This window comes from Blautia coccoides (assembly GCF_034355335.1).
GTDB classification, from domain to species: domain Bacteria; phylum Bacillota; class Clostridia; order Lachnospirales; family Lachnospiraceae; genus Blautia; species Blautia producta.
In genome coordinates, this window is the sequence record NZ_CP136422.1 from 2,964,818 (window position 1) to 2,988,005 (window position 23,188).

Annotated in this window: 16 protein-coding genes, 1 other RNA gene, 1 pseudogene and 1 other annotated feature; of the genes and pseudogenes, 16 read left to right on the forward strand and 2 right to left on the reverse strand. The window is 46.8% G+C overall.

The genetic code is table 11. The features are described 5' to 3' along the window. Window positions 1-41: 41 nt before the first annotated feature. The 14 genes from BLCOC_RS13185 to BLCOC_RS13250 all read left to right on the forward strand — a co-directional run bounded on the left by BLCOC_RS13185 (window position 42) and on the right by BLCOC_RS13250 (window position 18,808). Entirely contained in the window at window positions 42-812 is a 771-nt protein-coding gene (locus tag BLCOC_RS13185) for an HD domain-containing protein (protein ID WP_115622436.1), read from the forward strand. 55 nt (window positions 813-867) lie between these two features. Beyond that, window positions 868-1,049: non-coding RNA, 6S RNA (gene ssrS / locus BLCOC_RS13190), on the forward strand. Window positions 1,050-1,197: 148 nt separating this feature from the next. Then, window positions 1,198-2,262, forward strand: a complete 1,065-nt coding sequence (locus BLCOC_RS13195) for an aldose epimerase family protein (protein WP_018595860.1) — start codon at window positions 1,198-1,200, stop codon at window positions 2,260-2,262. Between the two features lie 128 nt (window positions 2,263-2,390). Next, entirely contained in the window at window positions 2,391-3,959 is a 1,569-nt protein-coding gene (locus BLCOC_RS13200) for a spermidine synthase (protein ID WP_115622437.1), read from the forward strand. A gap of 95 nt (window positions 3,960-4,054) precedes the next feature. Then, window positions 4,055-5,512 carry a SpoIID/LytB domain-containing protein gene (locus tag BLCOC_RS13205; RefSeq protein WP_115622438.1) on the forward strand — a complete coding sequence of 486 codons (1,458 nt, stop codon included), beginning with the start codon at window positions 4,055-4,057 and terminating at the stop codon, window positions 5,510-5,512. Between the two features lie 141 nt (window positions 5,513-5,653). Further along, window positions 5,654-6,625, forward strand: coding sequence for a YihY/virulence factor BrkB family protein (locus BLCOC_RS13210; protein ID WP_242998950.1), 972 nt, complete (start codon window positions 5,654-5,656; stop codon window positions 6,623-6,625). A 43-nt stretch (window positions 6,626-6,668) separates the two neighbouring features. After that, window positions 6,669-6,899, forward strand: a binding site (T-box leader). A gap of 85 nt (window positions 6,900-6,984) precedes the next feature. Further along, window positions 6,985-8,004 carry a phenylalanine--tRNA ligase subunit alpha gene (pheS, locus tag BLCOC_RS13215; protein ID WP_018595864.1) on the forward strand — a complete coding sequence of 340 codons (1,020 nt, stop codon included), beginning with the start codon at window positions 6,985-6,987 and terminating at the stop codon, window positions 8,002-8,004. A 63-nt stretch (window positions 8,005-8,067) separates the two neighbouring features. After that, complete coding sequence (pheT, locus tag BLCOC_RS13220; protein ID WP_115622439.1) at window positions 8,068-10,485, forward strand: phenylalanine--tRNA ligase subunit beta; 2,418 nt, start codon at window positions 8,068-8,070, stop codon at window positions 10,483-10,485. A 40-nt stretch (window positions 10,486-10,525) separates the two neighbouring features. Beyond that, on the forward strand, window positions 10,526-11,128 hold the full coding sequence (locus BLCOC_RS13225; RefSeq protein WP_174717614.1) for a histidine phosphatase family protein: 603 nt from the start codon (window positions 10,526-10,528) through the stop codon (window positions 11,126-11,128). Between the two features lie 74 nt (window positions 11,129-11,202). Continuing rightward, a complete protein-coding gene (queA, locus tag BLCOC_RS13230; RefSeq protein WP_115622441.1) occupies window positions 11,203-12,228 on the forward strand; it encodes a tRNA preQ1(34) S-adenosylmethionine ribosyltransferase-isomerase QueA in 1,026 nt (341 codons plus the stop codon). Window positions 12,229-12,441: 213 nt separating this feature from the next. Next, complete coding sequence (locus BLCOC_RS13235) at window positions 12,442-13,890, forward strand: sensor domain-containing diguanylate cyclase (protein ID WP_115622442.1); 1,449 nt, start codon at window positions 12,442-12,444, stop codon at window positions 13,888-13,890. A gap of 8 nt (window positions 13,891-13,898) precedes the next feature. Then, window positions 13,899-16,613, forward strand: a complete 2,715-nt coding sequence (locus tag BLCOC_RS13240; RefSeq protein WP_115622443.1) for an EAL domain-containing protein — start codon at window positions 13,899-13,901, stop codon at window positions 16,611-16,613. Window positions 16,614-16,767: 154 nt separating this feature from the next. Continuing rightward, window positions 16,768-18,222, forward strand: a complete 1,455-nt coding sequence (locus BLCOC_RS13245) for a GntR family transcriptional regulator (RefSeq protein ID WP_115622444.1) — start codon at window positions 16,768-16,770, stop codon at window positions 18,220-18,222. Window positions 18,223-18,373: 151 nt separating this feature from the next. Beyond that, the gene (locus tag BLCOC_RS13250; RefSeq protein ID WP_242999123.1) at window positions 18,374-18,808 is read left to right on the forward strand and encodes a hypothetical protein; all 435 of its coding nucleotides are present in this window, start codon (window positions 18,374-18,376) and stop codon (window positions 18,806-18,808) included. Window positions 18,809-19,616: 808 nt separating this feature from the next. Here BLCOC_RS13250 and BLCOC_RS27600 read toward each other — a convergent pair. Both BLCOC_RS27600 and BLCOC_RS13260 read right to left on the reverse strand, forming a co-directional pair. Further along, window positions 19,617-20,150, reverse strand: a pseudogene (locus BLCOC_RS27600) (thioester domain-containing protein); the annotation flags it as partial. A 185-nt stretch (window positions 20,151-20,335) separates the two neighbouring features. Next, window positions 20,336-20,923 carry a TetR/AcrR family transcriptional regulator gene (locus BLCOC_RS13260; protein ID WP_115622446.1) on the reverse strand — a complete coding sequence of 196 codons (588 nt, stop codon included), beginning with the start codon at window positions 20,921-20,923 and terminating at the stop codon, window positions 20,336-20,338. A gap of 155 nt (window positions 20,924-21,078) precedes the next feature. On the opposite strand from BLCOC_RS13260, the gene BLCOC_RS13265 reads away from it, so the two are divergent. Beyond that, window positions 21,079-21,990, forward strand: a complete 912-nt coding sequence (locus BLCOC_RS13265; RefSeq protein WP_115622447.1) for an ABC transporter ATP-binding protein — start codon at window positions 21,079-21,081, stop codon at window positions 21,988-21,990. Beyond that, a complete protein-coding gene (locus tag BLCOC_RS13275; RefSeq protein WP_330412015.1) occupies window positions 21,990-23,180 on the forward strand; it encodes an ABC transporter permease subunit in 1,191 nt (396 codons plus the stop codon). Before BLCOC_RS13265 ends, BLCOC_RS13275 begins: the two co-directional genes overlap by 1 nt. The last annotated feature ends 8 nt before the right edge of the window (window positions 23,181-23,188 follow it).

Here is a 23,188-nt window from a genome sequence, read left to right on the forward strand (position 1 = left end):
TTACACACTTTATGGCCTACTAGGACAGCGGAGATGAGAATATGATTGATTTGGAATATGCAAAAGAGAGTTTCCGGCAATATCTCAGCAACTACGACAGAAGCGATGACAAGATCCTGCTGAAGGAAGTCCATACGTTCTGTGTCCTGGACGCGGCGGACCTTATCTGCAGACAGGAGAACATTTCCGGGGAAGATCATGAACTGGCGCTTCTCATTGCACTGCTTCATGACATCGGAAGATTTGAGCAGTTGAAAACCTTCCACAGCTATGACGATGATCTGTTTGACCATGCCCAATTTGGTGTGAAAGTCCTTTTTGAAGAGGGTATGATCAGAAGCTTTATAGAAGAAGACAGGTATGACAGTATTATCAGGACAGCCATCGCCTGTCATTCCCTCTATGAGATACCAAAAGAAATTGAGGGAAGAGAGCTTTTTCACTGCAAGATCATCAGGGACGCGGATAAACTGGATAATTTCAGAGTAAAAGATACAGAGAATACGGAAGCCATCTTTGGAATTTCGGCAGAAGAGGTAGGTCTTGAACCTGTCTCGGAAAATATCCTGAATGCAGTGAGAGAGCACCGGTGCATCCGGCGCGGGGACAGGACCACGCATATGGATATGTGGATTTCTTATCTGGCGTTTATCTTTGATCTCAACTTCCGTTCCAGTTTCCTGTACATTAAAGAACAGGATTACATGAACCGGAACATAGACCGCATCCCATATGGGAATGCAAAGACAAAGGCAGATATGGAAGAAGTGCGTTCTATCTGTAATATTTATATTGAAGAAAAAATTTATTAAGTGTGTGCATTTTTGTTGAAAAAGTTCATATACTAGAGTATAATAAAGATACGAAGTAATCCTGGGGTGTGCGATGCTCCTACAGTTTTTGAACCTACATTTCTTTAAACGGGATTCCTATATTTCTGTTCAGATGTCAGGCCGTCATTGCGCAGCGGAAGGCAGAAGAACAGTTGCGGTTGCCCACCTGGCTTAGGCTAGGAGTCAGAAAGTAGGAAACGGCATCCTGGGATTATAAATATAACAGCAGTCAGGCTGTATATATGATTGAATAGTGGACATTTGCAGCAGGAACGCCGCATTTGGTGCGAGAGTCTGAAAAATCAGACTCTTTTTGTTTACAACAATAGGAACACAGTAAAACATGAAAACAGGAGATGAAGACATGGGAGTGACAAAAAAAAGCTTTGGAAAAAGCCCTGAAGGAAAAGATGTATTTTTGTATGAACTGAGTAATGAAAATGGGATGTCTGTTTCTGTGACAGATTTCGGTGCCATACTGGTCCGTGTGATGGTTCCGGATAAGGATAAGAATCTGACAGATGTGGTTCTCGGTTATGATAATGTAGAGGGATACTACGAGAATAAACCTCATTTTGGTTCTCCTATCGGTAGAAACGGAAACCGTATCGGCGGAGCTAAATTCACCATAAACGGCAAAGAGTATGTGCTGGCTCAGAATGATAACAAAAATAATTTACATAGCGGCCCGGACTTCTACCGCATCCGTGTATGGGATGTGGAGAGAGTGGAGGAACAGGAAAACAGTATTACCTTCCGTATCTTCAGCCCGGACGGTGACCAGGGATTCCCGGGAAACTTTACAGGATATGTGACGTATAAGCTCACACAGGACAATGAACTTGTAATGCATTACACCGGCAGCGCAGACGCTGACACCGTTGTGAATATGACCAACCATTCCTATTTCAATCTGGCAGGCCATAATGCGGGGGCAGAGAGCATGCTGAACCATGTAGTTCAGATCCATGCACCGGAGTTTACGCCGGTATCAGACTCAGAAGCTATCCCAACAGGGGAAATTTTAAAAGTAGAGGGCACTCCTATGGACTTTACTTCTCCAAAGAAGATAGGACAGGATGTGGAGGACAGCTATGAACAACTTGTTTTCGGAGGCGGCTATGACCACAATTACGCACTCTCCAGAGAAAAGGGTGATGTAAAAGAGGCTGCGTCAGTTCACAGCCATGAGACAGGCATTACCATGAAGGTATTTACAGATCTTCCGGGAATGCAGTTTTATATCGGCAATTTCATCAATAATGAGAATGGAAAGGGCGGCAGTGTCTATACAAAGCGTGCCGGTTTCTGTATGGAGACACAGTATTATCCCAATGCCTGCAATGAGGCAAACTTCCAGTCCTCTGTTCTGAAAGCCGGAGAGGAATACGATACTACCACAATTTATCAGTTTATGACAGAAGCATAGGCATAAAAGAAAAGGGCTGCCTTGGGCAGGTACGCCGGCGCCGGATCGCGGCGCGGACGGCCTTGGGGCAGTCTGTTTTTTTGCCGCATAAGAAGGTGGGGTAAATCAAGAGACAACAGGAGGCAAAAATGGAGTCCAGATTATTAAAAAACAAATATTTTTTGTATGTAACTGAGTTTTTTTCCGGTATGTCGGTGATGGCTGTGGAGCTGGGAGCCAGCAGGCTGATGGCGCCTTATTTCAGTTCCTCCCAGATTGTATGGACCGTGATCATCGGTGTGATCATGATCGCCATGGCTATGGGAAATGTATGGGGCGGGCGCTCTGCAGATAAGCGTCATGATCCGGACAGGCTCTACCGCAGGCTTTTGATCGCGGCAGTGTGGATCGCGCTGATACCCTTTGTGGGCAGATATCTGATCGCGGGAATCTCCCTTCTTTTGGCAATTTTTATCAAGTCAAATTTTCTTGTGTGGGCAGCGCTTTTTACCTGTCTGGCAATTTTTGCGTTTCCCTGTGTACTGTTGGGAACTGTGACACCGTCCCTTGTGAAATTTTCTGTGAGCAATCTGGATGACAACGGAAAAACGGTGGGAGAATTGGGGGCATTAAATACCATTGGTAGTATTATCGGCACTTTTCTTCCAACATTTGTCACCATTCCGGCAGTTGGAACAGCGGCTACCTTCCTGATATTTTCAGCGGTTCTGGCAGCAATAGCAGTGGTTTATTTTGTGACAGTCAAGAGAAAAAGAGGGCTTTGCATCGGAACAGCAGCGGTACTTCTCATTTTGGCCCTGCTGACACCCGGTTTCAGCTTTGCCTTCTGGGAAAAGGATGTGACACTGGAAGACGAATCCATCTATAATTATCTGCAGGTCAAAGACAGTGAGGAACAGACCATCCTGTCCACCAACGTGCTTTTCGGCGTGCAGTCCATAAAGACAAAGAACCAGGAGCTGACTGGAATGTATTATGACTATGCGCTGGCAGCTCCGGTCATGGCTGGTATTAACACGAAAGAGGACAACCAGGTGATGATACTGGGCCTTGGAAGCGGTACCTTTGCCGACTACTGTGACCGGTATTTCCCGGGAACAAAAATCCAGGGGGCAGAGATTGATAAAAAGATTGCTGATATTGCCACAGACTATTTCGGGCTGCCCGAGAGTGTGGAGGTGGCAGTGGAGGACGGAAGAGCCTATTTGACAGCCTCTGAGGATTCTTATGACGTGATCATGGTGGATGCCTATCAGGATATCACCATACCCTTTCAGATGTCTTCCGTGGAATTTTTCAGTCAGGTTAAAAACCATTTAAAGGATAACGGAGTGATGGTGGTCAACATGAATATGAAATCCAGTTCTGAGGATTCCATCAATGATTATCTCTGTGATACCATAGCCTCCGTGTTCAAATATGTGTACACTGTACCGGTGGACGGTGGTACCAATATGGAGGTTTTTGCCTCCAATGAAGCAGGGCTTCCCGCAATGCTTGAGAAAAATACGGAAAAACTTCCAAAGGGGGAGTTGAAGAGCATGATGGAGACAGTTTCAGCAGAAATTTCCGATTATGAAGGGAAAGACAGGATCCTGACAGATGATAAGGCTCCTGTGGAGCTTTTGGGTATGAAGGTTCTGGATGAGATCATCGGGGAAGAACTGGATTATTATCGGGAACTGTATCTGGGTTAATTTAAAATATGCATGGAAAACGCTCTCCAGGGTATGAAATCTTTTCTTCTTTCATATATTAATATATGGACTGGAAACAAAAACTAAAATGGAAAATGCTGATCATACTGCTTGCCGTGATCGGTATCCTGATCGTATGGCAGGCGAACAGGGCTGGAGTGAGAAGACAGGAAGTTTACCGGACACAGAGCCTGCAGGAGAATATGATAAAAGAAAATGAGCGGGCCAGTGCCGGCGTGACATTGCCGGCTTCCTCCACCGATGACACAGAGGAAAAAGGACAAAAGAGTGCGGAAGCTTCTGGGGATACAGAGGCCCAAGCTGATGATACAGCTGATGATACAGCTCAGGACAGCAGCAAAGGCGCCGAGGATACAGAGAGTGAAGCGGCAGCAGCAAAAGTGCAGGAGCCTGAGATTTCGGTACTTCTTATGACAGACGGATATAAAGGATATACACACCAGAGCGTAAAGTTACAGTTTCATGGAAGTTATCATCTTCTGGGCAGCCAGGAGATGGACTATGCAGACGGCGAGACATTGGAGCTGACTGCAGACAGTCCCCTTTTTGGGGATGGAAAGCTGGAACTTCAGGCAAGTGGAGCGGAAAACAGGGCGACCCTGCTGTCAGTGGAAAGGCAGCAGGGCAATCCTGCTTATAGGGGCAATTTTACTGTCTATCAGGAGGCGGGAGGTCTGCGTATCGTAAATACACTGCCTCTGGAAGCGTATCTGTACGGTGTGGTACCCAGTGAAATGCCTGCGTCTTACCATATAGAAGCTCTGAAAGCCCAGGCCGTCTGTGCCAGAACGTACGCCTGTGTACAGATGCAGAAGAGTGCCTTGTCTGATCTCGGTGCGGATGTGGATGACAGTGTGGCCTATCAGGTCTATCAAAACGGCGGAGAGGCTGCCCAGGCCAATGATGCTGTGGATGAGACAAAAGGAGAAATCCTGGAGAGCGGAGGCCAGCCTATCACCGCATACTACTTTTCTACTTCCAGCGGAAAGACCAGTACAGATGAAGTGTGGGAGGTTTCAGCTCCGGCTTCTTATCTGAAAAGTGTGGACTGCAGTTATGACGCGCAGGAACCATGGCATCAGTGGAGTATTGCTTTTTCGGCGGAACGTATGCTGACAGCCATACAGGCTAAATATGCGGGGGTACAGGAAATCCATGATATTGACGCGTCAAAGACAAGTGACAGCGGTGCTGTCATGAATCTGACTCTTGATACAGACCAAGGAGTTTACAATATCAGTAATGAGTACGATATACGTGCCTTGTTGTCTCCGGACGGACTTTCCATAACGAGACAGGATGGTTCCGTGGTGAAAGGGTCAACGCTTCTTCCAAGCGCTTATTTTACACTGGAAGAACAGCGGGATGAAAATAATGTCCTCACAGGCTATGTGATAAGCGGCGGCGGTTACGGCCACGGCGTGGGTCTGAGCCAGAATGGTGCAAAAGGAATGGCAGAAGCGGGGATGAGTTACCAGGAGATACTTGCCTATTTTTATAAGGATGTAGAGCTGGCTGATATAGCGGATTAGCCGTTACTGTCCATATGGTGCGTGGCTGCCTTGGGACTGCATTGCATTTGCAAGGCAACACCTCGCGGGACACTTGTCATCCGAAGGGGCACATGCTATAATGGGAAAATAATGCGTAAATTACATGCGGGTACAGATAAAATGAAAATTATAAAAAGTATGGTGAACACAGTCACCGGATTTATGGAAAAAATGAATAAGAATCACGTGTCAGCCTATTCTGCACAGGCTGCCTATTTCATCATACTTTCTTTTATCCCATTTATGCTCCTTCTCATGACTTCCGTGCGGTATACCCCCCTTAACAGGCAGGAAGTGATCAATGCAGTGATGCAGATCTGTCCTGAGAGCTTTGAGACCTTTATCCAGGGAATTGTCAATGAAGTGTATGAGAAATCCCTGACGGTTGTGCCGCTTTCCGGTTTTATTGCTCTGTGGTCGGCAGGAAAGGGAATCCAGTCACTGACCAATGGCTTTAACTGTATTTATCAGGTAAAAGAGACCAGGAATTACATTGTGACAAGGATCCGGTCTGTATTTTACACCTTTGTCTTTGTCATTGCCATTGTACTGACTCTGATCCTTCAGGTATTCGGCAACAGCCTGCAGAGGGAACTGAGCAAGCGCCTGCCGTTTCTCGATAAGCTGGTGTCCATGATCATCAGTATGAGAGTGACCATCACTTTGCTGGCCCTGTGTGTGGTGTTCCTGTTTCTATATAAATTTGTGCCCAACAGGAAAGCAACCTTCAGAAGCCAGATGCCCGGTGCTGTGTTTACAGCGGTGAGCTGGTCTGCTTTTTCTTTTGGATTTTCTCTCTACTTTGACTATTATGAGGGAGCGTCCAATATGTACGGAAGCATGACCACCATTATATTGATTCTCCTGTGGATGTACTTCTGTATGAATATCATGATGATAGGCGCACAGATCAACTGCTATTTTGAGGAGAAATTCAAATGGGTACACCAGGTGGCAACCGAAACCCTCAAGAGAGAATATCAGCAGCTCATCGGGAGAGACGATGAGGAAGACGATGAAGATGAGGAGGATATGGGAGATTTTTCAAAAAAATCGGAAGAAAAAGAAATAAAAGCTGACAAACCTTCTTGACAGAATGCGAATTAATGGCTAAAATGGGTTACAGACAATACATGAAAAAGCTATGAAGGTGTCAGTAGATGTTTATCTTCTGCCAGAGATGAGGAGTCACCGGCTGCAAGCTCCTCTCAGTTCAGATAACCGTTGAGATTCCCACCGGAGCTGCATTTCTGAAACAGCAGTAGGAAATGACGTCACTGTGCGTTAAACAGATACGAGTGCCCTCTGTATTTTTACAGATGGGAACAAGGGTGGTACCGCGGACTTAACAGGCTTCGTCCCTTTTGGGGTGAGGTCTTTTTTTATTGTCAAAAACAGTAACTGTGAGGGTAATGAACAGTTACCGGAAATAAAAGTATAAGGAGATAGCCATGAAAGAAAAATTACAGCGAATTCAGGAAGAAGCGGCAAAGCGCATCCAGGAGTCGGATTCCCTGGACAAATTAAATGATGTACGTGTTGCTTTTCTTGGAAAAAAAGGAGAACTGACAGCAGTTTTAAAGGGCATGAAAGAGGTAGCCGCTGAGGACAGACCAAAGGTTGGTCAGTGGGTAAATGAAACCCGTGCCCAGATCGAAAAGTATCTGGAAGATACAAAAGGAAAGCTGGAAGCTGCCCTTATGGAGGAAAAACTGAAAACAGAAGTGATCGACGTTACACTTCCTGCAAAAAAAATGGAAATCGGCCACAGACATCCCAACACCATAGCACTGGAGGAAGTGGAGCGTATCTTCATCGGTATGGGTTATGAGGTTGTGGAAGGCCCGGAAGTGGAGTACATGGATTACAACTTCACAAAACTGAATATCCCGGAGGGACATCCTGCCAGAGATGAACAGGATACTTTCTTCATTGACGATAAGATCTGTCTGCGTTCCCAGACTTCCCCGGTACAGGCCCGTACCATGGAACAGGGCAAACTGCCGATCCGTATGATCGCACCGGGACGCGTGTTCCGTTCTGATGAGGTGGATGCCACCCATTCTCCTTCTTTCCACCAGATCGAAGGCCTTGTCATTGATAAACATATTACATTTGCCGACTTAAAAGGAACTCTGGAAGAGTTCGCGAAAGAGCTGTTCGGACCGGAGACAAAGACAAAATTCCGTCCCCATCACTTCCCGTTCACAGAGCCAAGCGCAGAGGTGGATGTTTCCTGCTTCAAATGCGGCGGCAAGGGCTGCCGTTTCTGTAAAGGTTCCGGCTGGATCGAGATCCTGGGCTGTGGTATGGTACATCCCCATGTTCTTGAAATGTGCGGCATTGATCCCGAGGAATATACAGGCTTTGCCTTTGGTGTGGGACTGGAGCGTATCGCTTTGCTGAAATATGAGATTGATGATATGAGACTTCTGTACGAAAACGACACCAGATTCCTGAAACAGTTCTGATCAAAGAGAAATGACTCGTCGGGAAATCCTGAGGCAGAATATTAATTATAGAGGAGAACAACAATGAATACATCTTTATCATGGATTAAAATGTATGTGCCGGATCTGGACGTCACGGCACAGGAATATACAGATGCAATGACTTTATCCGGAACGAAAGTGGAAGGCTTTGAGGAGCTGGATGCGGATTTGGAAAAAATCGTTATCGGACAGATTGAGAAGATTGAACGCCATCCGGACGCTGATAAGCTGATCATCTGCCAGGTCAATGTGGGGACCGAGACAGTTCAGATCGTGACCGGCGCGCCCAATGTAAAAGAGGGAGACAAAATTCCGGTGGTTCTGGACGGAGGCCGTGTTGCAGGCGGTCACGACGGCAAAAAGACACCGGGAGGTGTCAGCATCAAAAAAGGCAAGCTGCGCGGCATTGAATCCTGCGGCATGATGTGCTCCATTGAGGAACTGGGTTCCACCAGGGAGTTTTACCCGGAAGCTCCGGAATACGGCATTTATATATTCCCGGAGGACGCAGTGGTTGGTGAGAGTGCCATCCATGCACTTGGACTGGATGACGTGGTATTTGAATATGAGATCACCTCAAACCGTGTGGACTGTTACAGTGTGATCGGTATTGCAAGGGAAGCTGCGGCAACCTTCAATAAGAAGTTTATCCCCCCTACAGTGGAGGTAAAGGGAAATCAGGAGGATGCCCATGATTACGTCAAGGTGACCGTGGAGGATACAGACCTCTGCCCGCGCTACTGTGCAAGGGTTGTAAAAAATGTAAAAATCGGACCTTCACCCAAATGGATGCAGCGCTGTTTGGCTGCCAACGGCATCCGTCCTATCAACAACCTGGTGGACATCACCAACTATGTGATGGAAGAATACGGACAGCCCATGCACGCCTATGATATGGACACCATCGAAGGACAGGAGATCATTGTGCGCCGTGCCTCAAAAGGAGAAAAATTTGTGACACTGGATGGACAGGAACGTGATCTGGATGATTCTGTGCTGATGATCTGCGATGGTAAAAAGCCTGTAGGACTTGCAGGTATCATGGGAGGAGAGAATTCCATGATCACAGATACCGTGAGCACGGTGTTATTCGAGGCCGCTTGCTTTGACGGTGTAAATATCCGTCTCTCCAGCAAGAAAGTAGGACTCAGAACCGATGCCTCCGGCAAGTTCGAGAAGGGACTTGATCCCAACAATGCCCAGGCAGCCATTGACAGAGCCTGCCAGCTCATCGAAGAATTCGGCTGCGGTGAAGTCGTAGGCGGAATGGTTGATGTGTATTCAAAAGTGAAAGAGCCGGTTCGTGTAGCTTTTGAGCCGGAGAAGATAAACGATTTGCTGGGTACAGAACTCTCCAAAGAGGAAATGCTCTCTTATCTCGCAAAAGTAGAGTTGGCATATGATGAGAAGACAAATGAGATCGTAGCACCTACCTTCCGCGCAGATATTTTCCGTACTGCGGATATTGCAGAGGAAGTGGCACGTTTCTACGGATATGACAATATTCCTACAACTCTTCCTAAGGGAGAGGCTACCACAGGAAAGCTGCCGTTTAAGCTGCGCATTGAGCAGGCGGCAAGAGATATGGCGGAATGCAACGGATTTTCACAGGGATACTGCTATTCCTTTGAAAGCCCCAAAGTATTTGACAAGCTGCTGATCCCGGCAGAGGATGAACTGCGAAGGGTGATCACTATTTCCAATCCTTTGGGTGAGGATTTCAGCATTATGAGGACAACTCCCCTAAACGGTATGTTGCAGTCTCTTGGAACCAACTACAAGAGAAGAAATAAAGATGTCCGTCTCTATGAGCTGGGCAATGTATATCTGCCGAAAGAACTGCCGCTGAAGGATCTGCCGGAGGAGAGAATGATGTTTACTCTGGGCATGTACGGTGCCGGTGATTTCTTTGTCATGAAAGGCGTTGTTGAGGAGTTCCTGGATAAGATCGGAATGCATGAGAAAGAGGAGTATGATCCGAAATCAGGCAAACCTTTCCTGCATCCCGGACGCCAGGCTGATATTATATACAAGGGAACCGTGATCGGTTATCTGGGAGAGGTACACCCGGCTGTGGCAGACACTTACGGCATTGGTGAGAGAGCTTATGTGGCTGTGCTGGAGATTCCGGCCATCCTGGAGTTCGCTACCTTTGATAGAAAATACGAAGGGATCGCAAAATTCCCCGCAGTGAGCCGTGACATCAGTATGGTAGTGTCGAAAGATGTACTGGCAGGAGAGATAGAGCGCGTTCTTGTACAGCGCGGCGGCAAGATCCTGGAGAGCTATAATCTTTTCGATATCTATGAGGGAAGCCAGATCAAAGACGGGTTCAAGTCCCTGGCATACTCCATCACCTTCCGGGCAAAGGACAAGACACTGGAGGAAAATGAGATCACAGCTGCTATGAAGAAAATCTTAAACGGGCTGGAAAGCCTTGGTATAGAGCTGCGTAAATAAAAAGTACGCGGTTTGCAGAAATTTTGGGAGAGCAGGTATTATGAAGCTTTATATTATCCGTCATGGGGAAACCTCCTGGAATGTCCAGAGAAGGCTTCAGGGGGCCTCGGATACGGATCTGAATGAAAACGGTATTACTCTGGCAAAGCGGACCGGGGAAGCATTAAAAGAAATCCCTTTTGATCTCTGCTTTACCAGCCCGTTAAAACGGGCGAAAATGACTGCAGAACTGATACTGGCAGGAAGAGATATCTCTATATATGACGATGAACGTCTCAGGGAGATTTCCTTCGGCGAATGGGAAGGGCGGGATTCCGCCCTTTTGCCTGCCCATATGCTGGACAACTTTTTCCATCATACAGAGGTCTACGAACCTCCGAAAGGCGGGGAGAGTATCAGGGAAATCTGCACAAGGACAAAGGATTTTTTCCAGGAGCTTATATGCAGGGAAAAGCTGCAGGATAAAACCCTGCTCATTGCATCCCACGGCTGTGCTGTGCGGGCACTTCTGCAGAATGTTTACTCCGACGCGGCGATTCAAAATTTCTGGCACGGCTGTGTGCCGCCAAACTGCGGTGTGAATATTGTGGAAGTTGCAGATGGAAGGGCAGAACTTTTGGAAGAGGATGTAGTATTTGGCTGAGAAAGCCGTTTACTTAAAAGCTGCCGGCGGACATGTCCGGTTCGTCTGCTGTTGGCAGAAATAAAGGAGAAAAAATGAAGACATCAGATTTTTATTACGATTTGCCGGAAGAACTGATCGCGCAGGACCCCCTTGCCGACCGTTCCGCTTCCAGGCTGCTGCATCTGGACCGGGAAACAGGAGAAATCCAACATACTGATTTTAAACATATCACTAGATATCTGAACCCGGGGGACTGCCTTGTCATCAATGACACGAAGGTCATTCCGGCCCGCCTGTACGGAAGTAAGGTGGGAACAGATGCAGGGATTGAGATACTGCTTCTGAAAAGAAAAGGTGACAATGTGTGGGAGACACTGGTAAAGCCGGGAAAAAAGGCAAAACCGGGAACGGTCATCAGCTTCGGGGACGGACTTCTCACAGGTGAGGTCATTGATGTGGTGGAAGAGGGAAACCGCCTGATCAGATTCCATTATGAAGGGATATTTGAGGAGATCCTGGATAAACTGGGCGAAATGCCTCTGCCTCCGTATATCACCCACAAACTGGAAGACAAGAACAGATACCAGACCGTTTACGCGAAGAATGAAGGCAGTGCCGCGGCGCCTACGGCAGGTCTGCATTTTACGGAGGAGCTGTTGGAGGAGATACGTCAAATGGGTGTCAATATCGCCCATGTTACGCTGCATGTGGGGCTTGGAACCTTCCGCCCGGTCAAGGTAGATGACGTGGAGAAGCATCATATGCATTCTGAGTTCTATGTGGTGGAGGAAGACCAGGCAAAACTGATCAATGACACCAAAAAGAACGGCGGCAGGATCATCTCTGTGGGGACTACAAGCTGCCGTACCCTGGAATCCGCTGCGGACGAGGATGGAAACCTTCAGGCGAAAAGTGGATGGACAGAGATCTTTATCTATCCGGGATATCAGTTTAAGATCATTGACGGACTGATCACGAATTTTCATCTGCCGGAATCTACACTGCTGATGCTTGTCTCGGCTTTGGCGGGGAAAGAGAATATTATGAAGGCGTATGAGGAGGCAGTGAGGGAGAGATATCGGTTCTTTTCCTTTGGGGATGCCATGCTGATCCAGTAACAGCGGTTCACTGAAAATACCGTCAAACACTTTCAAAATAAAATAACAGGAAATAGAGAAGCCAGGGGTTTATGCCTCCGGCTTCTTTTTATACATGGAAATATTGTCATTCATGTTAAAACGCAGGCAGTTTGTATTATAATAACATGGATTAGGTTCCAAGTGCGATTTACAGAAGCCATCAACAATTTGAAAGGAAAGTCGGTAAGCAATATGAAACGAAATAAAAAAGAGAAAAAAGGCAGCCAATGGGAGGTATCATTCTCCCCCATCATCCGATACAGCCTGGTGTTTTGTGCGTTTGTCACAGCGTTCATTTTGCTTGGAGGAGCGCTGCTCTCGGTAAGCCGGATGAGATCGGACGCCAAGGCTTCTCTGAACAGCAGTCAGGCGCAGATCTCACAACGGGTCACCGGAGCCATAAATCTCCTGGAATCTCTGGCAAGTTTACCGGACTACTATGACCCGGAGATTCCGCCAATTGATAAGGTAAAAAGGCTGGATCGGCTTAGTCCATACTTTGGATACATGATGATATGCTATGTGGATAAAAATATTATAGTTTATTCGGACGGTGCCGAGCCGGCCAGTCTTGCAAGCCGCGACTATATGCAGCAGCTTTTTGCCACTGGTCAGAGACAGGTCACGGATAGTTTTGCCGCAGGTGCAGACGGCACAACTTTGAATTATACGGTGGCTGTTCCCCTAAAAGACCAGCAGGAGAATATCACAGGCGCTCTTTTCTGCGCTATTTACTTTGATGAGGCTGTGCAGATCCTGAAGGAGTCAGTGGGCAGCCTGCGTGCGGATGCCACCCTGATCGGCTCCAAGGGGCAGATCATGTCCTCCACTGCAGGATTGACTTACGGCGACTCAGTGATGGAGGCACTGAGGGATGACACACTATTTGGTGTCACTTCAGACCGGCTGGAGGAACTGATGCTTGCCGCTCAGCCCGGTACTTACTGGAGCATTCAAGACGGAAGTCTTTGCTATACTGCTTATCGGCGTGTAGACAATACCAACTGGGATATCCTGTGTACGGTCAGATTTGAAACTGCTTTTTCCCAGGTGTTTCCATTTTTGTGCATTGTGGCCAGTATGACCATGCTGGCATGTATCGGCCTGATGGTATTTATTAGAAAATACATGGCGAAACAGATGGTGGTTGTGGATACCCTGGTGCAGTCCATGGGAGAACTGGAAAAACGAGTCTATCAGAGTGAGCGCCCTGAAAGTGTAGATTTTCAGGAAATCCTGCGCCTGACCAGCGATGGCCTCTCTGATGGCTTGACTGGCGTAGTCACCCGGACCGTATTTCTCAATAAAGCGGAAGCCCACCTAAAAAAAGCAGATCCGGAAAAGGTTAAGGCACTGCTTTTTGTGGATATGGATAATCTGAAATACATCAACGACAGTTGCGGGTATGACGGCGGGGATATCGCTTTAAAAAGTGTAGGATATATTCTCAGGGAATATGAAAAGAAATATGACGGTGTGGTAGGGCGGTACGGCGGCCAGAACATTCCGGTACAGTGCAGTATCGGTGTGTCCATTTACCAGCCGGGAATGAAACTGGAGGAAATGATTTCCAATGCGGATGAGGCGCTCTATTATGTGAAACAGAATGGAAAAGGATATTACCATATCCATCAGAATTGAGGAATGGAATGAAAAAAAGAAACAGACGTACAATTTTCCTCTATGCCGGTGTGATACTGTCCATTTTCGCTGTGGTTACAGCCATAGGAATAGGTTTGCGCAGCGAAATGATACGGATACGGCAAAGAGAAGCCAAGAATGTTTTATTCTATTATAATGAAAAAATTGTGCTGCAGCTCCAGGGCACTATGAATGATGCCGGTGCTTTGGCGGAGACTGCCCTGGTGGCAGGACAGAGCGGGCCGGAATGGTTTAAGCATGCGGCCGAACCCCTTTTGGCACGGGAAGAAGTACATTTTGCCGGCCTTTTTGAGGGAGATAAATTGGTGAGTGCACAGCCCGAAGAAAAATATAAAGACCTGAAAGGGAGGGAGCTGCAGGAGTTTTCCTATGCATTTACACTGGCGAAGGTTGTGGGTGAACTGGTCGTGGAAGGGCCGTGTATACTGGATGTTGATCCGGAACAGTCCAAAGTTTTTGTGTTTCTGCAGCCTGTTATGAAGGACGAAACCTATTTAGGCGTGGTAGCTGTGGCTGTGGATTGGGAATATGTTCTGAAACAGCTTGGTTTGGAGGATTTAAGTGCTCGGGGGTATGATTATGAGCTTTGGCGGGTAGAACCCCAGGAAGGCGCAAAGGAGGTTATTGCCAGAACCGTGGAGAATGTAGACTTCTCCACGGCCGAAAAAACCATTTTCTATCTGCCGAGCCAATGGAATCTCAGTATCCAGCCAACAGATGGCTGGCTCAGTCCGTCGCAGAGAAGAGGGCTTACCCTGACCTGTCTGCTGCTCACCGGCCTGCTGGCAGTGTTGGCCTATTATGTGTGCCGGCATTACCATTGCAGACGCAGCGTCAAGGCGCTCAAAACAACAGATGAGGCTACCGGTCTCTATAACCGCAGGGGCTTTACAGAGGAATTGGAACGGCGGCTTTCCGAAAACAGGAAGTCTGTCATGCTGTTTTATTTTTCCATAGAGGGCTATAGCAAGGCAGCCAGAATGATCGGCCCAAAACAGGAGGAGGCCTTTTTAAAAAGCATTCCAGGACACCTGAAAGAGTATATTCACAGCCCGTTTTTTGCAGGATACCTGGGAGCGGGGAACTTTCTTCTTGCTCTCTTTGACGACATGAACGAGCTCCAGCGTCTGGAGTTTGCAAAAGGCTTGTCGCTGGAGATGATGCTGAAGGTACGTATCAACAATGAGAAGCAATTCCTTTTGGCACACTATCAATGCGTGAAATGCCAGCCGGGCAGCGGGCGTGCAGAGGAGGAAATCAATTCGCTGATCCAGGATTACTATAACAGGATCATGCAGGAATCCCCGGTACGTACAATGAGGGAGAAATGCGAACAGCTCATTGAGGGTAAAAACGACGTTGCATTTGACGAATATACCGATCTTGAGATGACAGAGCTATCCAAGACCTTTAACCGTTACCGGAAACAGGTGGAACAGCTAGCCTACTTTGACCCGGTATTTAATGTGGGAAACCGGCCAAAATACCTCAGGGATACAGATATGCTGATCTCTTATGACCACAAGAGACGGTTTAGTCTTTTTTGCGTTGATATCTGCGGCTTCAGTCAGTATAATGAACTGTTTAACGCCGATGTGGGTGACGAGATCATCCATGAGATGCTGCGGCGCCTTGCGAGGCCTTTCGGCTCCTATCTGTATCGTATCAACGGCGATGTATTTCTGGGGATATCATTGTCAGAAGAGAATCCGGAGAGTTTTGCAGAACGCCTCCGACAATTATTCACAACACCTGTCATGGTGGGGAATTTTACGATTCCTCTGCAGGTTCGCCTTGTGTCATGCAGTTATCCGGAACATGGAAACACACCTGGTGAATTGCTTGAGCGCGTTCAATCGGCCATGAACTTTTCCAAGACGTCAGGCAGAAACCTTGTTATTTACAACGATGCGCTGGATGAACTGCTGCGTACAGAAGCTGATATTCTGCATCGTCTGAACGACGCGATCAAGCAGCATACCCTGGAGGTGTGGTATCAGCCGTTAATGCATATGACAACAGGACGTTATGAGGCAGCAGAAGCGCTGGTTCGTCTGCCAAACGGAAAAGGCGGCTATTTCTCTGCCGGTCAGGTCATATCACTGGCCGAGCGCAATGGAAGAGTGGAAGCGCTTGGCGACTATGTGCTGATCCATTCCTGTACGTTTATGAAAAAATATGGGGATTTGCTGGGACTGCAGCGCATATGTATCAATCTTTCCGTACAGCAGCTTTTGGTCGGGAACAGTGCGGAACATCTGCTGAATCTGATTTCAGATACAGGGGTCAGTCCTCATCGGATCACTCTTGAGATCACGGAGAGAATTTTGATCCAGTCTATAGATCATGCGGCTGAGACACTTCAGAAGCTGCGTCAGACAGGTATCCATATTGCGCTGGATGATTTCGGTGTGGGCTACAGCAGTTTGAATTATTTATCCAATCTGCCAGTAGATATCATCAAGATCGACCGTTCTCTGACCACACAGATACTGACTAATGAAAAGCAGTATGCTCTGTTGGAGTCCATTGTGGGCATGTCTTTGGTCAATGACTTGATCGTTGTGGTGGAAGGGGTAGAGAGAGGAGCCGAGAAAGAGATCATTGCCTCTTCCGGTGTGCAGTTTATACAGGGCTATTACTATGCCCGCCCTATGCCGGGAGCTAAATTAATTTCCTTTTTGGGCGGAGAAGGAGCATGAGAGAAAGAAACATATTGTGAGAGCTTGCCGCCGCATCATTGAATTTTCTTGTTTTTATAACCTGGGCGTGTATAATATATATTGAGGTACCAAGAAATGCTTTGGAAAAAGAAGCAGCAGAGCAGGAAAGGTAAAGACAGGTTAGAATTACGATATGATGATGTATGAGCGGGTATTTCAGATTATAAAAAATAAAATTGAATGCGGACTACTGCCGGCGGGGTCAAGCCTTCCGTCACGCAGTAATTTATGTGAGGAGTTCGGAACTTCTGAAAAGACAATAAGACGTGTATTGAAGATGTTGGAAGAAAATGGTCTCATCAAAACGCAGCAGAGACGACGTCCTGTTGTACGATATACATTTAATGAAGACACACAGATAACTGCGCTTGCACCGGAGAAAATAGATACTAAGATCACAAAGGATGTGCTGAAAGCCGGCGAAATATTGTGTTATCCATTGATCCAAAACGGGATTTCCCTTTGCGGCAAAGAGGATCTGAAAATACCTCGCAGAATTTTGGACAATATGCGGATCAGGAATGCAGATGAATTTTGGAAATTGTCAAAACTTTTCTGGAGATTTTTCGTTGCAAGAAATGAGAATGATCTGAGTTTCTGGGTAGCGCGTAATATGGGACTTTCGGATATCAGGCCGTTACGGGATGGGATGGAGAGCAGAACCAGGTATTATGAACAGCTTCAGGAGTTCATGGGAGTGGTAGAAAGCGGAGGCGTTCCGGAAAGTGTTCCTTTTGATGATATGTCTGTGTTATATGGACTCACGTGTGGGACACAACCCGGATTTCACGCGCCCTCTGATTCTCCTGTGGTCCTTGGGAGAAAACAACTGGAAAAACTCCTGACAGATGCTGAGGTCAGATATGCGGCAGTGTATATGGATATTCTGGGACTGATCGCGGCGGGGCGTTATAAGTTAGGGGATAAGCTCCCTTCCCACAAAGAACTACAGGAGATATACCATGTCAGTGTGGATACGACGAGAAAGGCCATCCAACTGATGCAGGAATGGGGTGTCGTAAAAACAGTCAGAGGGAACGGCATTTTCGTTGTGATGGATTCAGCCGGATTGCAGAAGATTCAAATACCCTCACATCTGATCGCAAATCAGGTCAGGCGATATCTGGACAGCCTGGATTTGCTGGCTTTGACCATTGAGGGAACGTCCGCCTGTGCCGCGCCCCATGTTACACAGGAAAAAATCCAAGCAGCAAAAACAAAGATCCATCTGCTGTGGGACGAAGAATACTTATATGGACGTACGCCTGCTGTGCTTCTGGATCTCATAATCGAACATACAGGGATTGAGGCACTGAACGCAGTCTATGCGCTCCTGCAAAGAAATCTTCGGATCGGCCGCAGTATTCCGGGTTTGCTCAATACAGATAAGACCGATGCCAACTGTAATATCCATGAGCAATGTATAGAAGCGGTAGATCTGCTGTGCGCAGGAAAGCATGAAGAATTCTCTAAAAAGACTGCGGAAGCATTTCAGAGTATATATCATTTGGTAATTAGGGAGTGTAAGCGTCTGGATTACTTTGAGGCCGCCATGGGGGCCTATGATGGAAGTGCTTTGTGGAAATAAATATGGTAACATTTTGCCGGTGAAAGACAGCCAGAAGAATTAATCTTTTGGCTGTTTGTGTCTTCGGAATAGATCATTGGTGTAAATATTTACGTTTGTATCTTTACCGCATTTGTCTATTATTGGTGTTTACAACATGGGCAGGGCAGTTTTGGCAGGCAGGGAAAGCATTGCTTCGGAGGACAGGGAGGCTCCGGAGGGCAAGGAGGCATTGGAGGGCAGGGAGGCTCTGGGCAGCAAGGAGGCATTGGGGGGCAGGGAGGCTCCGGGCAGCAAGGAGGTTTTGGAGGGCAAGGAGGCTCTGGGCAGCAAGGAGGTTTTGGAGGGCAGGGAGGCTCTGGGCAGCAAGGAGGTTTTGGAGGGCAGGAAGGCTCCGGACAGCAGGGTGGTTTCGGAGGACAAGGCGGTATTGGAAGACAGGGAGGCTCCGGGTAGCAGGGCGGTATTGATGGATAAGGTGGTTCCGGACAGCAGGGTCTTATGGGGAGACAGGGCTGCCCTGGTCTGCAAGGCGATACCGGCGGATAGGGCGGTGTCGGCGGGTATGGCGGTATCGGTGGGTATGGCCACTGCGGCGGGTATATAGGCATGCAATTGAAGCAGGGTATACATCCAAACCCGGGAAATCCGCCGTTATTAGCATTATTGTTGTTATTGCTGCTGTTATTATCGTTGTTATTATTGTTATTATTATTGTTGTTATTATTGTTGTTATTATTAGTGCTATTATTACTGTTGTTTGACTGGCTGCTGTTGTTGATGGATATACTCTGACAGGAATGAGAGGTACCTGCCGAAGGCTCGGGGACAGCGACGCATAAGCAGATAGAGGTCGTGACAGTGGTATTTGTGTTTTCAAAAGTGGCCCCTATAGGCTGATAGTTCTGTGCATTTGGCTCCATAGTTACAACGCGTGTTACATTTCCGGTAACAGAGACGTTTATCTGGAAGCACATAAATTTGCGTACTGCGCGTACTACCAGATAAAATTCATCACCTATTTTGGGTGAGGAGACTGCATTTCCACAGAAGTCTGCGAAGGAAGCAGAGAATCCATTTTCACAGGAGCAGAGCGGCTCAACGGTGATGGATGGAGTTCCTGTGAAAGAGGACTGAAGGCAGAACGGACCGATCAAAAGGCGCCCGCAGATGGTACGGACTTCGTCCGGACAACCATGAAAAACAACATAGGGAATGCTGGGGTCACCAGGGATCACACCTTTGTTGCAGCACTGAAGAAAGTCCTGAGTACAACAGTTCCTGCTGCCAAAGGAGTTGGCTGAGAGAGAGACAGAGGGTGCACTGGAGGCTTCATCGGCAAATCTGCCTGCCATTTCCAACAGCCGTAGTACGGCGGCACGCATACGCTGTGATTTCGGATGTTCCGCGTCGGAGCCGCAGTCTAAAAATTCCACTTCGGACGGGGCGATTTGACCCAAAAGAACCCAAAGTGCCACCTGAACAGCAGCATAGGCATCGTTATCATCCAGAACAGGACTCTCCTGGCTGTCTACACCTACAAGGGAAAAGGTCTGGTCTGCTGTGACGGTTGGAAAAGCGTTGGCCATGATCCAGGCCAGCATTTTTTTCTGACGGGCTGTGGCTGTAGGAAATAAAGACTCAAATGATGTGCTCTGATAGGGGATATCCCCGTAAGGGCCATCGGCAAATTTGTCCAGACAGTATGCCATACGCGTACTTCCCTGGGAAGTGAGAAAAAACTGAAAGATTTGATTGTGATCATCACGATTCAGCCGATATCTGGAATTTTCTGTTGTATCCAGGGCACAATAGCTCTCCACACCGGGATTGCCGGTTGCCGTGCCGCTGATATCTGTTCCCGGATATATAATAAATGGCCGTGTTGGCGGCATATCTGCCTTTGTCTGTACAGAGGCAGCAACAAATTCTATTTTAGACATAAACATAACTCCTTTTATATAGAAATGGCAGCAGGAATTAACCCTTTGCCTATAAATAAAGTATGCGGGAAAAGCTTAAAGGTACTGTCCAAAAGAATGTTGTCTGTAAAAAGCATGCACACAGACTGCAAAAATCGCAGTCTGGCGCGTGGCTGCCTCTGTATTGCCTTGCAAATGCAGGATATAGAAAATCAACAATCCTGCTCAATGGAGAATCCCAAAACACCATTTGCGACCAAACCCTGTGCCAGTTTAAAAAATTCATCATCAGTTAGGTTATTCCCATTTTCATACCACTTGGTCATTAAACCAACCATGGCCGAGTAGGTATATTCCATCAGATAATCCAGGTATTTTGTCTGAGTAGGCAAATTCCAGAACTGGATCAGCATAGACTGAAAACTTTCTCGGAATCTGCTTGTGAATTTAGGATCACCGTTTTTTCCGATCAATGTAAAAAGTTTCTCCTCATGTTTTTTGAAAATCGGCATACTGATGGAATAAAGCAGATTCAAATCTTTTAAACTCGTTTCAAAGGAATTGATGCGAAAAGCATTACTCACTTCCATGTGCACTTCTTTTATCAGATCGCCTTCAATCTGCTCTAAAACCCCATAGACGTCTTTAAAATAGTGATAAAAAGTCCCTCTGTTATTTCCCGTAATATTTGTGATCTCAGCGATTGATATTTTGTCAATTGCTTTTTCCTTGTAGAGAGTCCAGAATGCATCCATCAATTTTTGTCTTGTAGCTGCTGTTACTTCCGGTTGTTTTTTCATAGAACCAGCTCCTTTTTCATAATAATTTTGAAAAATATCACGCATTATCAGGCAACAATGCGTTCAACATTGTTGCTTGATAAACCATATCATCTTATATATAATCACATCATACAACGCATTGTTGCATAAATCAAGAAAAAGGAGAGATATGAATGTCAGTTATAGAAGTCGATCATTTGACAAAGGACTACGGACATGGCAGAGGCGTGTTCGATGTATCTGCTCATGTGGACGAGGGAGAGTGCTTTGGATTTCTTGGCCCAAACGGGGCAGGCAAGAGCACGACCATCAGACATTTGATGGGGTTTTCAAAGCCGCAGAGCGGAACTACTGTCATAGATGGAAAGAACTGCTGGGAATATTCAGCAGAGCTTCAGCATGAAATCGGGTATTTGCCGGGAGAGATTGCTCTGCCTGCCGGAATGACGGGCACACAGTTTTTGAAAATGCAGAAGAAAATGAGAGGTGTCACTGACGCGTCCTATTTAGATAAACTGCTGAAAAAGTTTGAACTGAACCCCAACATCGGATTAAAGCAGATGAGCCTGGGAACCAAGCGAAAGTTGGCGGTGGTCACCGCGTTTATGCATGATCCTAAAATCCTGGTCCTGGATGAGCCGACTTCCGGGCTTGATCCCATTATGCAGGAAATCTTTATCGAATATATTCTCGAGGAAAAGAAACGGGGAAAAACCATATTCCTGTCCTCCCATATCTTCCATGAAGTAGACGCCTCCTGCGACAGGATCGCCATAATCAGAGACGGAAAGATCGTGTCGGAATTTGATCCGGAAGTGTTAAAAAAAGAGAGTGACAAGATCTACAGAGTTGCCTTCCGAGAGAAAAAACAGTGGCAGGAATTCACCTCGCACAACTATCATTTTACGTCCGTAAATGAAAGAAAACTGCGGGCCAGAATCCAATTAAAAAACAGCGAGATCACATCCTTTCTTGCAGATATTGCCCAATATCATATCTGTGATTTTACAGAGTTTCCCTTTTCTTTGGAGGATTATTTTATGCAGTTTTATCATGAGGATAAGATCTTTGAGGGGGTGAAGTGATGCGTGATGTCATAATAGAGACAAAAGGACTGACCAAAGACTATGGTCAAGGCCGTGGAATTTTCGATATAGATTTAGAGATCCACAGAGGAGAAGTCTTTGGCTTTGTGGGAACAAATGGTTTAGGAAAGACCACAACCATCCGTAATAAGTCAGATGTTGATGTTACATCGTACCAGGAAGATTTTTACACATATCTGGGTGCGCTGGCTGCTTATGACACAATGGCACAGCAGGAGCTGTCCTACGATGACTTTGTAAATGGGAACAATGAGGCTGCGTATGAAGCTGCTTTTGAGATGCTCAATGCCCAGTCTGATATGAACCTCAGCACAGAGGGCTTTCAGGCATCCATCGACGGATTGTCTAAGTCTGATATCAGCCTTGATAAATATGTAAAGCAGTTTGAATATGTATATGCTTTGAAGCAGTCGGAAGGTGTGTTTGACAAAGAGGAGCTGACGATTTCGGAAATGCTCACGACTACGCTTGATATGATGGGAGTTTCATCGGAAATGGTTGAGAAGATGAGCGAAATGAATCCAGCCTCTATGATGAATCAGATGTATTATACCGCAATGGGTCTGCTCCCCATCTTTATCCTTATTGTCATTCTGGCAAATTCCCTGATCTCAAGCCAGGTGGACCGGGGCTCCATGGCATATGTGCTTTCTACGCCCACAAAGCGCTCGGCTGTTGCCATAACACAGATGGTATTTATGCTTGTTGTACCGTTTTTAATGATTGCCGTTGTATGTGCGACACGAATAGGAACCACCTTTATGTTTTATGATGAAGTGAATGTACCGGGAATACTGGCTTTGTTTGGCGGAATGTATATTCTGGTGGAAGCAGTATGCGGGCTGTGTTATATGGGAAGCTGCCTGTTCTCACAGAGCAAAAAGTCAATGGCCTTTGGCGGCGGACTTGCGGTTTGGTTTTTCCTGGCGTCCATGATCGGCCTGTTCGGGTCAGAGAATATGGTCAATACCGGTATGGGTGTAGAAGAACTCAGTATATTTAACAAACTCACATTGGTGGGATTATATGATGTAGATGCCTTGGCAACCGTGGGAACAAGTAATGTGGACACTGCTTTTGTATGGAAGCTTTTGATCTTGCTTGCAGTGGCAGTTGTTTGTTATACCATCGGAGCGGTCAGATTTTCTAAAAAAGATTTGCCGCTGTGAGATAGCAG

What these genes read in the sequence shown, in the direction of transcription:
- BLCOC_RS13275 (WP_330412015.1), top strand. Translation starts at nt 21,990, where the DNA reads ATGCGTGATGTCATAATAGAGACAAAAGGACTGACCAAAGACTATGGT.
- BLCOC_RS13185 (WP_115622436.1), top strand. Translation starts at nt 42, where the DNA reads ATGATTGATTTGGAATATGCAAAAGAGAGTTTCCGGCAATATCTCAGC.
- BLCOC_RS13265 (WP_115622447.1), top strand. Translation starts at nt 21,079, where the DNA reads ATGTCAGTTATAGAAGTCGATCATTTGACAAAGGACTACGGACATGGC.
- BLCOC_RS13225 (WP_174717614.1), top strand. Translation starts at nt 10,526, where the DNA reads ATGAAGCTTTATATTATCCGTCATGGGGAAACCTCCTGGAATGTCCAG.
- BLCOC_RS13200 (WP_115622437.1), top strand. Translation starts at nt 2,391, where the DNA reads ATGGAGTCCAGATTATTAAAAAACAAATATTTTTTGTATGTAACTGAG.
- pheS (WP_018595864.1), top strand. Translation starts at nt 6,985, where the DNA reads ATGAAAGAAAAATTACAGCGAATTCAGGAAGAAGCGGCAAAGCGCATC.
- BLCOC_RS13260 (WP_115622446.1), bottom strand. Translation starts at nt 20,923, where the DNA reads ATGAAAAAACAACCGGAAGTAACAGCAGCTACAAGACAAAAATTGATG.
- BLCOC_RS13240 (WP_115622443.1), top strand. Translation starts at nt 13,899, where the DNA reads ATGAAAAAAAGAAACAGACGTACAATTTTCCTCTATGCCGGTGTGATA.
- queA (WP_115622441.1), top strand. Translation starts at nt 11,203, where the DNA reads ATGAAGACATCAGATTTTTATTACGATTTGCCGGAAGAACTGATCGCG.
- BLCOC_RS13245 (WP_115622444.1), top strand. Translation starts at nt 16,768, where the DNA reads ATGATGATGTATGAGCGGGTATTTCAGATTATAAAAAATAAAATTGAA.
- BLCOC_RS13235 (WP_115622442.1), top strand. Translation starts at nt 12,442, where the DNA reads ATGAAACGAAATAAAAAAGAGAAAAAAGGCAGCCAATGGGAGGTATCA.
- BLCOC_RS13210 (WP_242998950.1), top strand. Translation starts at nt 5,654, where the DNA reads ATGAAAATTATAAAAAGTATGGTGAACACAGTCACCGGATTTATGGAA.
- pheT (WP_115622439.1), top strand. Translation starts at nt 8,068, where the DNA reads ATGAATACATCTTTATCATGGATTAAAATGTATGTGCCGGATCTGGAC.
- BLCOC_RS13195 (WP_018595860.1), top strand. Translation starts at nt 1,198, where the DNA reads ATGGGAGTGACAAAAAAAAGCTTTGGAAAAAGCCCTGAAGGAAAAGAT.
- BLCOC_RS13205 (WP_115622438.1), top strand. Translation starts at nt 4,055, where the DNA reads ATGCTGATCATACTGCTTGCCGTGATCGGTATCCTGATCGTATGGCAG.